Here is a 12,181-nt window from a genome sequence, read left to right on the forward strand (position 1 = left end):
ACGCCCCGCCATTGCGGAGTCAGAAAAATAAAGGAACTAAAAAAATTATTTTCAGACGAGGCGCTGCGGCCCGGCGCGGATGCCCTGCACCTGGCTAACCCAGGCGGGGATGCTAAAGACGGAAGGTGCGAGCGCGGGTAAGACCGCGCTCTGCGCAATGACGACCGACGGCTGGCTTTCAACGTTCAGTAACGCATTCAGCGTATCGAGGAGCGCCAGATGCTGTGCCGCCTGCAGCGGAGACGTTGGCTCGGCCACCGGTGACGCGGTCGGCGCCATGGCAAAAGAAAGGTGGCGAATAACGGTGCGGATGGCATGCTGATGCCAGTAGTCGACGCTGAAGGAAGGACGACGGTTATTTTCCAGCCGCGCCAGCTGCGAGAAGTCGATTCTCTGCGCCGGGTGATGGTTACTGGTTGTGGCGCGAGCGGGAGAAGCCGGCTCGGCGTTATTCGCAAGCGCAGGCAGGCCAAAACCGGCAGCAACCATCCCCAACAGGAGATGCGGCCAGAAGTAGCGTCTACCAAACTGTCGCCAACGCGTCAGCATTCCACTCACGTAATGTTCCACCTTCGGTTTCAGTACCGTTATTCTATTTTAGCCCGAGAATATTACCATTAATGCCGCGTCACAGCAGCAGGAATGACGAAAACAGCAGCGAAAAACGGGTTAAGAAAGCAGCGGTTGCACAGGATTGTGATCTTTAAGAGAGGGCAACAGCGGGAAAACGGGATGATGGGAATAAAAAGAAAAAACGACTGGTTCCCTGACCGGAGAGAGTGCCAGGTTGCCAGTCGAATTTACGAAATGGTCAGGCTTATGCCAGAACCATCGTCGGTGCTTTGAACGCCAGGGGCAGTTCTGCGTCGTCTTCGAAGGTCACAAACTCCCATGCTTCCTGTTTAGCAAGGACTGCCTGCAGAAGTTTATTGTTCAGCGCATGACCGGATTTATACGCGGTAAATGCACCAATAATGTTGTGACCACACATGAACAAGTCACCGATAGCATCCAGCATTTTGTGACGAACGAATTCATCTTCAAAACGCAGGCCGTCTTCGTTCAGTACGCGATAATCGTCAACAACGATGGCACAATCGAAGCTGCCGCCCAGGCACAGGCCACGGGACTGCAGATATTCGATATCACGCATGAAACCGAAAGTACGTGCACGGCTGATCTGGCGCATAAAGGCGTCTGCGGAGAAATTCATCGCATAACGCTGGGTGCTGGAGTCAATCGCCGGATGGTTAAAGTCGATGGTAAAGTCCAACGAGAAACCATTGTACGGTTTGAATTCAGCCCACTTATCGCCATCTTCAACGCGAACGGTGTCTTTAATACGGACGAATTTCTTCGCGCAGTTCAGCTCATCGATGCCGGCATCCAGCAGCAGATAAACGAACGGCGCAGCACTACCGTCCATAATCGGGATTTCTGGCGCATCGACTTCAACAACAATGTTGTCGATACCCAGACCCGCCAGCGCGGCGTTCAGGTGCTCTACGGTAGAAATCCGCACGTCATGCTCGTTGACCAGGCAAGTACAGAGCATTGTATCACGCACAGATTTGGCATCGGCCGGAAAATCTACCGGTGGATTCAAGTCGGTGCGACGATAGATGACCCCGGTATTTGCCGGCGCAGGGCGTAGCGTCAGCGTGACCTTTTTGCCGGTATGTAAACCGACGCCAGTCGCCTGAACGATACGTTTAAGAGTCCTTTGTTTGATCATCGTATAATCTCGCCAAATTAACTATCCAACCGAAGTGTACTACACATTCGGTGGGCCAGTTTAGCACAAAGAGCGCAGATTCCCAACTTCCAGCTAATTCTTAGTCAGCTTGCTTACGCAGGAATGCAGGGATATCCAGATAATCCGGTTCTTTGGTGGTCTGCGGCGTATTGTCGTTAACCACTTTAGCTGCCGGTTTCTGTTCTTGCGTCAGCGGTGCCATGCCGTGCTGCTGATAGCGATCCAGCGCCGGTTGCTGCGTCTGCTTGTTGGTCACCAGGGTGATCTCAGGACGTTTGTCCATGCCGATACCGGTCGCAACCACGGTGACGCGCAGTTCGTCGTTCATATCCGGGTCAAGGGAAGTACCGATAACCACGGTCGCGTTATCCGATGCAAACGCACGGATGGTGTTGCCGACGGTTTCGAACTCATCCAGACGCAGGTCGAAGCCCGCGGTGATGTTGACCAGCACGCCACGAGCGCCGGACAGGTCGATATCTTCCAGCAGCGGAGAAGAGATAGCCATTTCAGCCGCTTCTTCCGCACGGTCTTCACCGCTCGCCACGCCGGAGCCCATCATCGCGTAGCCCATTTCGGACATTACGGTGCGTACGTCTGCAAAGTCGACGTTCATCAGACACGGACGGGTAATCAGTTCGGCTATACCCTGAACTGCGCCTTTCAGCACGTCGTTTGCCGCCCCAAACGCGTCGAGCAGGGAGATACCGCGACCCAGCACTTTCAGCAGCTTGTCGTTCGGGATGGTGATCAGTGAGTCAACGTGCTTGGACAGCTCGGTGATCCCCTGCTCGGCAAATGCCATACGCTTCTTGCCTTCAAAGTTGAAAGGCTTGGACACGACGGCCACGGTCAGAATACCTAAATCTTTGGCAACTTCCGCAACCACAGGCGCTGCACCGGTACCGGTACCGCCGCCCATGCCGGCTGCGATAAACACCATGTCGGCACCGTCTAACGCTGCGCGCAGCGCTTCACGGTCTTCGTCAGCCGCGTTACGGCCCACTTCCGGGTTGGCCCCAGCGCCCAGACCTTTGGTAATACCGCTACCAATCTGGATAGTCTGGCCAACCGCCGTTTTGCGCAGTGCCTGCGCGTCGGTGTTAACTGCGAAGAATTCAACGCCTTCGATGCGCTCGCGCACCATGTGTTCAACGGCATTACCGCCGCCGCCACCGACGCCGATGACTTTAATCACCGCGTCGTTGGTCAGTTCCATAGGTTCAAACATAGTTTCTCTCCGTTTTGTGCCTGTCGCCCGAGACCGTTAATCTGCGTTGGTCTCTTTAAAAATTAAAACTCTTTGCGTAACCAGCTATTCAGCCGCTTGATCCACGATCCAACCGATGCAGTCACGCGCTTTTCTACTTCCGCTTCACCACTCAAGTGGGACTCTTTCCCGTAGTGCAGCAGGCCCACCGCCGTGGAATAGTACGGCTCCTGGGCATAGTCCGTCAGACCGGTAATGTTCAGCGGAGCGCCAATACGCACCTGCGTATGGAACACGCGCTGCGCGCAGGCCGCTAAGCCTTCAATTTGCGCCGCGCCGCCGGTCAACACAATCCCCGCCGCCAGGTGGTGTTTGACCCCTTGCTGACGAAGCTGTTCCTGTAACTGTAAAATCTCTTCATTGACGAGGTTTAAGAGCTCGGTGTAACGCGGCTCAATGACCTCTGCCAATGTCTGGCGCTGCAGGCTGCGCGGCGGACGTCCGCCCACGCTCGGCACTTCAACGCTCTCATCTTTGCCCACAATGGAGCCTAATGCACAGCCGTGGCGCACTTTAATCGCTTCGGCATCGCTTGGCGGCGTACCGAAGGCGTAAGCGATGTCGCTGGTCACCACGTTCCCCGCGTACGGGATAACCTTGGTGTGGCGCAGCGCACCGCCAGTATACACGGCAATATCCATTGTACCGCCGCCGATATCAACCACGCACACGCCCAGCTCACGTTCGTCTTCCGTCAGTACAGAATAACTGGACGCCAGCCCGGCGAAAATCAGTTGGTCAACCTTCAGACCACAACGTTCCACCGCTTTCACGATGTTCTTCGCCATATCGTTGTGGCAGGTGATCAGATGTACCTTGGCCTGCATACGCACGCCGGACAAGCCGACCGGGTTTTTGATCCCTTCCTGGTAATCAATGGCGTATTCCTGCGGGATCACGTGCAGAACACGATGCTCATCGCGCACGCGAACCGATTTCGCCGTATGCACCACGTTCTCAACGTCTTCCTGCGTCACCTCTTCTTCAGAGATGGGCACCATTCCGATCTCATTTTGACAGCTAATGTGTTTGCCGGAAAGCGCCAGATACACAGAAGAGATCTGGCAATCCGCCATTAGCTCCGCCTGGTCGATGGCGCGCTGTACGCATTTCACCACCGACTCCAGGTCGTTAACCCCGCCTTTATCCATACCCCGGGATGGGCAACTGCCGACCCCAATGATATTAATCACTCCGTCGGGCAGAACTTCCCCTACTAAAGCGGCTACTTTCGCAGTGCCGATCTCCAGTCCAACTACCAGTTTTCTGTCCGTCGCCTTGATCATTGTTATTCTGCCTGTGCCTGATTCTGTTGTTGATTGGTGTCCGCCGCAGGAGCAGGTTCCCAGCCTACTGCCGCCCCCGAGTCATAACGCAAATCAACATAGCTAATCCGATTACCCTCAGTTTGCGCCTGCTGCTCCAGAACCGGATAGAGTTCCAGGAAACGCGTCAGTCGCTTCATCGTATCGCCCCGCCCCAGATTCAGCTTGATACCGTTATCAAGCGTCAGCTGCCACGAACGGCGCGCGGTCATCGCCGCAACCTTTAACGTGAATTTCCTTTTCGCGAGCACCGCTCCCATGTCGTGATAACCCTGCAAGACTTCGCTTGCGCTGCCTTCCGGGCCATACAGCATAGGCAAGTTCTGCTTGCTGGTACGATCGGCCGGTATGCTGAAGGCGGTGCCTTCTGCGTCCACCATGTGCTGATCATTCCAACGCGCAATTGGCACATATTCAACCAGATGAATCTTCAATTCGTCCGGCCACTGCTTTCTTACGCTTGCCTGTTTAATCCACGGCAGACGTTCAATCTGACTCTGAACGATGTTCACATCCTGAGTCATAAAGGTTCCAGGCGATCCTAAAGCCAGGATGGACTGGCGGATATCATCATTACGCGTGTAATGGCGCTCGCCGGTGACCACCAGTTTTGAGATGGGCAAACGTTGCGCATCTTCCATCCAGCCCAGCACGACCCAGCCGCTCACAAACACGGTACACAACACCGCCAGCAGGAACAGGATCCCCGCTAAATGCGTTCCATTATTGCGCCGTGAAGCCGCATACTCTTCTTCTTCTTCACGATTCCGCGTATTCAGCGCAGCCTGCGACATATCACCCCGCCAGGTCCAGAATTCGTACTACCAGCTGCGAGAAACTGATTCCCGCCTGACGTGCCGCCATCGGCACCAGACTGTGGCTGGTCATCCCCGGAGACGTGTTCGCCTCCAGCAGATAATACTGCCCGTCGCTGTCCTGCATGACGTCGATACGACCCCACCCCTGACAACCTAAAACTTTCCAGGCTTTCAGCACCAGAGATTGCATTGCCTCTTCCTGGGCTGATTCTTCACAACCAGGGCAGAAATATTTCGTCTCATCAGAGAGATACTTCGCCTCATAATCATAGAAGGTTCCGGCCGGTTGGATGCGAACTGACGGTAAAATTTCTTCACCGAGCACCGCCACCGTAAATTCAGGCCCACTGAGCCATTTTTCAATCAGAACTTCATCATCGTGTTGAAACGCCTGCGCTAACGCCGGGGCCAGCTCCGCGCTTTCGGTCACCTTCGACATGCCAACGCTGGAACCTTCCCGGCTTGGCTTGACGATCAGCGGCAGCCCGAGAGCGGCAATCTGGGTCTGAACGTCCTCAGACAGCCCGTTTTCAAAGGCCTGGCGTTCAATCGCCACCCACGGCGCCACCGGTAATCCGGCCCCCTGCCACAGCAGTTTGCTGCGCAGTTTGTCCATGGAGATAGCCGACGCCATGACGCCGCTGCCGGTATAAGGCAGCTGAATCAGCTCCAGCAGCCCCTGTAACGTGCCATCTTCCCCACCACGACCGTGCAGTGCAATAAACGCTTTCTTAAAACCCCTGTTTTTCAACTGGGTAACATCGGTCTCTTTCGGGTCGACCGCGTGAGCGTCAATCCCGGCTTCGCGCAGCCCGGCCAGCACCGCAGCGCCGGAGTTCAGCGACACGTCGCGCTCAGCGGAGGTGCCGCCGAGAAGAACCGCGATTTTATCAGCCATGACGCGGTTCCTCCTGAGTTTGCGGCTTCAGTTTGATTTCAGCTAAGTTACGCGCGATTTTACCAATATTTCCCGCGCCCTGAATTAGGACAAGATCATTACCCGTCAGTACTGAAGCCAGCATTTCCGCGACCTGCGCCGGATCGGAGACCAGAATCGGGTCCACTTTTCCGCGCCCGCGGATGGTCCGGCACAGCGAACGGCTGTCGGCTCCCGGAATGGGCGCTTCGCCCGCCGGGTATACGTCAAGCATCAACAGCGCGTCGACCTGAGTCAGCACGTGCGCAAAATCGTCGTACAGATCGCGCGTACGGGTATAACGGTGCGGCTGGAACACCATCACCAGTTTTTTATCCGGCCAGCCGGCGCGGGCGGCTTTGATCGTGGCGTCCACTTCCGTCGGGTGATGGCCGTAATCGTCCACCAGCATCGCCGAACCTTCTTTACCGTTCACTTCCGCCAGCGGAAACTCGCCGAGGAAATCAAAGCGGCGGCCGGTGCCCTGGAAGCTTTCCAGCGCGCGCAGAATCGCGTCGTCGTCGATGCCTTCTTCGGTGGCCACCGCCACCGCCGCCGCCGCGTTCAGCGCGTTATGGCGGCCCGGCGCGTTCAGCGTGACGCGCAGATTTTCTTTGTCCTGACGCACCAGCGTGAAGTGCCCCTGCGGGCCAATCTGCTGATAGCCTTCAACGCGCACGTCGGCGTCGTCGCTAAAACCGTAGGTGGTAATCTGACGGCCCACGCGCGGCAGCAGCTCGCGAATCACCGGATCGTCTACGCACATCACGGCACGACCATAAAACGGCAAATTGTGCAGGAAATTAATAAACGTCTGCTTTAAATTTTCGAAGTCGCCCTGGTAGGTATCCATGTGGTCGGCTTCAATGTTGGTGACAATCGCCACCATCGGCTGCAAATGCAGGAACGACGCATCGCTCTCATCGGCTTCCGCAATCAGATAACGGCTGTGGCCAAGACGCGCATGCACGCCCGCCGCTTTCACCAGACCGCCGTTGACGAAAGTTGGGTCCAGCCCCGCTTCCGCGTAAATACTGGACACCATCGCGGTGGTGGTGGTTTTACCGTGCGTCCCGGCGATGGCGATGCCGTGACGAAAACGCATCAGCTCCGCCAGCATCTCCGCGCGGCGGATCACCGGGATACGCGCTTCATGCGCCGCCACGATCTCCGGGTTATCGGCAGAGATCGCCGTCGACACCACAACAACGCTCGCATCGCGCACGTTTTCCGGGCGATGGTTGAAATAAATGGTGGCGCCCAGCTTGCTCAGCTGCTGCGTTACCGGGTTTGGCGCCAGGTCGGAACCGCTGATCTGATACCCTTCGTTGGCCAGCACTTCAGCAATACCGCCCATCCCGGCGCCGCCGATGCCAACAAAGTGAATGTGCCGGACGCGACGCATCTCGGGCACGATAGAACGCAGTTTCGCCAGTTGTTGTGTATTCATTCTTTAAACGCCATCACTTCTAAAATTCGGGCGACGCCAGCGCGCCGCAATGATTAAGCCTTTGCTGCCAGGCTCACTTCTTTTGCTACCCGCTCGGTAGCATCCGGGATAGCCGCCGCGCGCGCGCGTTCAGCCATCTCTAACAAGGTGTTGCGATCCCAGCTTGCCAGCGTGTCCGCGACCGCTTGTGCCGTAAACTGCGGCTGCTCGTAAATCTTCGCCGCGCCCGCTTTTTCCAGCGGCAGCGCGTTCCAGTACTGCTGGCGGTCTTTATGCTGGAACGGCACGAAAATCGCCGGCAGCCCCGCCGCCGCAATTTCGCTGACCGTCAGCGCGCCGGAACGGCAGACCACCACGTCAGCCCACGCATAGGCCGCCGCCATATCGTCGATAAATTCGGTCACTTTATGCTGCGGCTGACCGGCATCGGCATAGGCCTGCTCAACGGTCTGCTGGCCGCCTTTGCCGCTCTGATGCCAGATCGTCACCGCCTCGCCCAGACGCTGCGCCACCTGCGGCATGGTCTGATTGAGGACGCGCGCGCCCTGCGAACCGCCCACGACCAGTACGCGAACGGGCCCTTCGCGCCCGACCAGACGCTGCTCCGGCAAGGGCAGCGCCAGCACGTCTACGCGCACCGGGTTACCGACTACCTCGGCGTTCGGGAATGCGCCAGGGAAAGCCTGCATCACTTTGGTGGCGATTTTCGCCAGCCATTTGTTGGTCAGCCCGGCAATGCCGTTCTGCTCGTGCAGCACCACCGGAATCCCCAGCGACCACGCCGCCAAGCCGCCGGGGCCAGACACGTAGCCGCCCATCCCCAGCACCACGTCCGGCTTAAAGCGCTTCATGATCGCACGCGCCTGACGCCAGGCGTTGAAGATGCGCATCGGTGCCAGCAGCAGCGCCTTCAGGCCTTTGCCGCGTAGCCCGGAGATATGGATGAAGTCAATCTCGATGCCGTGTTTCGGCACTAAGTCGGCCTCCATACGATCGGCGGTTCCCAGCCAGCGTACCTGCCAGCCCTGATCCATTAAATGGTGCGCAACCGCCAGCCCCGGGAACACATGTCCGCCGGTACCGCCCGCCATCACCATTAACCGCTTTGTTTGACCGCTCATCGAGAACCTCGGGTAAACGCCTGCGCTTTCTCCAGGCGAGTTTCATAATCAATTCGTAATAAGAACATAATGGCAGTCGACATAATCAGAAGACTGGAGCCACCGTAGCTGATCAAAGGCAGCGTCAGGCCTTTCGTCGGCAGCATACCGGCCGCCGCCCCGACGTTCACCAACGCCTGGAAGCTGAACCATACGCCGATTGCGCAAGCCAGGAAGCCAGAAAAACGTTGGTTAATCTCCAGCGCTTTGCGACCGATGGACATGGCGCGGAAAGCGACGAAGAATACCATTAAAAGGGCCAGTACCACACCGATATAACCCAATTCCTCGCCAATGATGGCGAAGATGAAGTCGGTGTGCGCCTCCGGCAGGTACTCCAGTTTCTGTACCGAGTTGCCTAAGCCCTGACCCCACATCTCACCGCGGCCAAAGGCCATCAGCGACTGGGTCAGCTGGTAACCGCTGCCGAACGGGTCTTCCCACGGGTTCCAGAAGGAGGTCACGCGGCGGATACGATACGGTTCGGCAAGGATCAGCAGCACCACCGCTGAAATACCCATGCCGATGATGGCAATGAACTGCCATAGCTTGGCGCCGGCGAGGAACAGCATCGCCAGCGTCGTCACAAACAGCACCACCACGGTGCCGAGGTCAGGCTGCGCCAGCAGTAAAATCGCCAGCACGAAAATCACGCCCATCGGCTTTAAGAAGCCGCGCAGGTTGTTGCGCACCTCGTCCGCTTTGCGCACCAGATAGTTGGCGATATAGCAAAACAGCGACAGCTTGGTCAGCTCGGCAGGCTGAATACGCAGCGGGCCGAGGGCAATCCAGCGCGACGCCCCGTTCACCGAGCTGCCCACCACCAGAACAATCAGCAGCATGCAGATAGAGGCAATCAGCATGAAGGTACTGTGGCGCTGCCAGAACGACATCGGCAGACGCAGCGTGATCATCGCCAGGCAGAAGGCCAGAATCAGATACAGACCGTCACGTTTAGCGAACAGGAACGGATCGTTCGCCAGGCGCTGCCCTACCGGCATCGACGCCGAGGTCACCATAATAAAACCAATCGCCGCCAGGCCGAGCGTCAGCCACAGCAGCGTGCGGTCGTACATAATCAGGCTATCGGTATCTTTTTCCCGAGAGCCCATCACCCAGCCCTTAAGCGCGGTATACAGCCAGCCAAACAGCCACGCGAAAACGCGCATGCCCGGCAAACGCGGCAGCCTCAGTTGAGGCAGTCTCAGGCGCGGGAGCGATAAACGCATCAACCTAACTCCTTCGCCAGGCGAGCAAACACGTCGCCGCGCTGCTCAAAGCTTTTAAACTGGTCAAGGCTGGCGCAGGCCGGAGACAGCAGCACCATATCGTCCGCCTTCACCTGCGGCGCAATCAGGCGCATCGCCTGTTCCATGGTTTCAGTCTGGGTGGCGATTTCCGGACGCAGCGCGGCCAGCTCACCGCCGTCGCGACCAAAGCAGTACAGACGAATGTTGTCGCCGCCCAGATAGCGCTGCAGCGGCGCAAAGTCTGCGGATTTGCCGTCACCGCCCAGCAGTAAGTACAGCGTTCCCGCAACGTGCAGGCCGTTTAACGCCGCCTCGGTACTGCCGACGTTGGTCGCTTTCGAATCGTTAATCCAGCGCACGCCGTTGTGCTCAAGCACAATCTGGAAGCGGTGGGCCAGCCCGGTGAAGGTGGTCAGCGCTTTCAGGCTGGTCGCGCGCGGCAGGCCGACGGCATCCGCCAGCGCCAGCGCCGCCAGGGCGTTGCTGTAGTTATGCTGCCCGGTAAGCGGCATCTCTTTGACGTTTAATACTTTTTCACCTTTTACGCGCAGCCAGGTTTCGCCCTGCTGGCGGTTGAGGTGGTAGTCGCCTACGTCAACGCCAAAACTGACGCAGCGCTCGTCGGCGCCGCGCACCGGCATGGTCAGGCCGTCGTCGGCATTTACCACGCACACTTTGGCGTTCTCATAGACCTTCAGCTTGGCCGCGCGGTATTGCTGCAGGCCCAGCGGGTAGCGGTCCATATGATCTTCAGTCACGTTCAGGATCGTGGCCGCCGCCGCGTGCAGGCTGGAGGTGGTTTCCAGCTGGAAGCTGGAAAGCTCAAGGACGTACAGTTCGCGTGCTGGATCCAGCAGCATCAGCGCTGGCAGGCCAATATTGCCGCCGACGCCAACGTTGACGCCCGCCGCCTTCGCCATTTCACCCACCAGGGTGGTGACGGTGCTTTTACCGTTGGAACCGGTGATCGCCACAATCGGCGCCTGCGCTTCGCGGCAGAACAGCTCGATATCGCCAACGATCTCAATGCTCGCGTCCGCGGCGCGGCTCAGCGCCGGGTTCGCCAGCGCGATACCAGGGCTGGCGACGATCAGATCGGCCGCCATCAGCCAGTCTTCATTCAGCCCGCCAACGTAACGCTCTACCGTTTCCGGCAGTTTGTCCACGCCGGGCGGGGTCGCTCGGGTATCCATCACGCGCGGCGTCACGTTCTGCGCAAGGAAGAAATCCACGCAGGACAGCCCGGTCAGTCCAAGACCAATGATGACAACGTTTTTACCCTGGTAATCTGCCATGATTAACGTACCTTCAGCGTTGCCAGGCCAATCATCACCATCATCAGCGAAATAATCCAGAAGCGCACAATCACGCGCGGCTCCGGCCAGCCTTTCAGTTCATAGTGGTGGTGAATCGGCGCCATACGGAAGATGCGCTGACCGCGCAGCTTGAAGGAGCCGACCTGCAGGATCACCGACAGGGTTTCCACCACGAAGACGCCGCCCATGATCACCAGCAGGAACTCCTGACGCAGCAGCACGGCGATAATGCCGAGCGCGCCGCCCAACGCCAGCGAACCGACGTCGCCCATAAAGACCTGCGCCGGATAGGTGTTGAACCACAGGAAGCCCAGGCCTGCGCCGACAATCGCCGTACAGACGATCACCAGCTCACCCGCGTGTCGCAGGTAAGGAATGTGCAGATAGCTGGCAAAGTTCATGTTACCGGTCGCCCACGCCACCAGCGCAAAACCGGCCGCCACGAAGACGGTTGGCATGATCGCCAGGCCATCGAGGCCGTCGGTCATGTTCACCGCGTTGCCGGTGCCGACAATCACGAAGTAGGCCAGCAGTATGTAGAACAGGCCCAGCTGCGGCATCACGTCTTTAAAGAACGGCACCACCAGCTCGGTCGCCGGGGTATCTTTACCGGCCAGATACAGCGCAAAGGCTACACCCAGCGCACTCACCGACATCCAGAAGTATTTCCAGCGGGCGAGCAGGCCTTTCGTGTCTTTGCGCACCACTTTGCGGTAGTCATCGACAAAACCGATAATGCCGTAGACGATCAGTACCGTCAGCACGCAACAGACGTACGGGTTAGAAGGATAAGCCCACAGCAGCACGGAACCGCAACTGGCGGTCATGAACATGATCCAACCCATCGTAGACGTCCCGCTATTGAGCAAGTCAGACGCCGGACACTCGGTACGCAAGACCGGAACGAACGACAATTAATC

10 protein-coding genes and 1 pseudogene are annotated in these 12,181 nt (G+C 57.9%); all 11 read right to left on the minus strand.

All coding sequences use genetic code 11. The annotated features are described in order from the left end of the window. Positions 1–51: 51 nt before the first annotated feature. Entirely contained in the window at positions 52–558 is a 507-nt protein-coding gene (secM, locus tag ACK5JN_RS23245) for a secA translation cis-regulator SecM (RefSeq protein ID WP_416872310.1), read from the minus strand. A 259-nt stretch (positions 559–817) separates the two neighbouring features. Beyond that, complete coding sequence (lpxC, locus tag ACK5JN_RS23250; RefSeq protein WP_064547446.1) at positions 818–1,735, minus strand: UDP-3-O-acyl-N-acetylglucosamine deacetylase; 918 nt, start codon at positions 1,733–1,735, stop codon at positions 818–820. Between the two features lie 100 nt (positions 1,736–1,835). Further along, positions 1,836–2,987, minus strand: a complete 1,152-nt coding sequence (ftsZ, locus tag ACK5JN_RS23255) for a cell division protein FtsZ (protein ID WP_416872311.1) — start codon at positions 2,985–2,987, stop codon at positions 1,836–1,838. Positions 2,988–3,049: 62 nt separating this feature from the next. Further along, the gene (gene ftsA / locus ACK5JN_RS23260) at positions 3,050–4,312 is read right to left on the minus strand and encodes a cell division protein FtsA (protein WP_064547444.1); all 1,263 of its coding nucleotides are present in this window, start codon (positions 4,310–4,312) and stop codon (positions 3,050–3,052) included. Positions 4,313–4,314: 2 nt separating this feature from the next. Then, entirely contained in the window at positions 4,315–5,145 is an 831-nt protein-coding gene (gene ftsQ, locus ACK5JN_RS23265) for a cell division protein FtsQ (protein WP_416872312.1), read from the minus strand. A 1-nt stretch (position 5,146) separates the two neighbouring features. Then, positions 5,147–6,067: a D-alanine--D-alanine ligase gene (locus ACK5JN_RS23270; RefSeq protein WP_416872313.1), complete on the minus strand. Its 921-nt coding sequence runs from the start codon at positions 6,065–6,067 to the stop codon at positions 5,147–5,149. Then, entirely contained in the window at positions 6,060–7,535 is a 1,476-nt protein-coding gene (murC, locus tag ACK5JN_RS23275) for a UDP-N-acetylmuramate--L-alanine ligase (RefSeq protein WP_416872314.1), read from the minus strand. Before murC ends, ACK5JN_RS23270 begins: the two co-directional genes overlap by 8 nt. A gap of 53 nt (positions 7,536–7,588) precedes the next feature. Further along, entirely contained in the window at positions 7,589–8,656 is a 1,068-nt protein-coding gene (murG, locus tag ACK5JN_RS23280; RefSeq protein ID WP_416872315.1) for an undecaprenyldiphospho-muramoylpentapeptide beta-N-acetylglucosaminyltransferase, read from the minus strand. After that, the gene (gene ftsW / locus ACK5JN_RS23285; protein WP_416872316.1) at positions 8,653–9,924 is read right to left on the minus strand and encodes a cell division protein FtsW; all 1,272 of its coding nucleotides are present in this window, start codon (positions 9,922–9,924) and stop codon (positions 8,653–8,655) included. Before ftsW ends, murG begins: the two co-directional genes overlap by 4 nt. After that, a complete protein-coding gene (murD, locus tag ACK5JN_RS23290; RefSeq protein WP_416872317.1) occupies positions 9,924–11,240 on the minus strand; it encodes a UDP-N-acetylmuramoyl-L-alanine--D-glutamate ligase in 1,317 nt (438 codons plus the stop codon). The genes ftsW and murD overlap by 1 nt, the downstream gene beginning before the upstream one ends. A 2-nt stretch (positions 11,241–11,242) precedes the next feature. Beyond that, positions 11,243–12,160: pseudogene (gene mraY, locus ACK5JN_RS23295) on the minus strand (phospho-N-acetylmuramoyl-pentapeptide-transferase); the annotation flags it as partial. Between the last annotated feature and the right edge of the window lie 21 nt (positions 12,161–12,181).

This window comes from Kluyvera sp. (assembly GCF_047971185.1).
Classification (GTDB): Bacteria; Pseudomonadota; Gammaproteobacteria; order Enterobacterales; family Enterobacteriaceae; genus Kluyvera.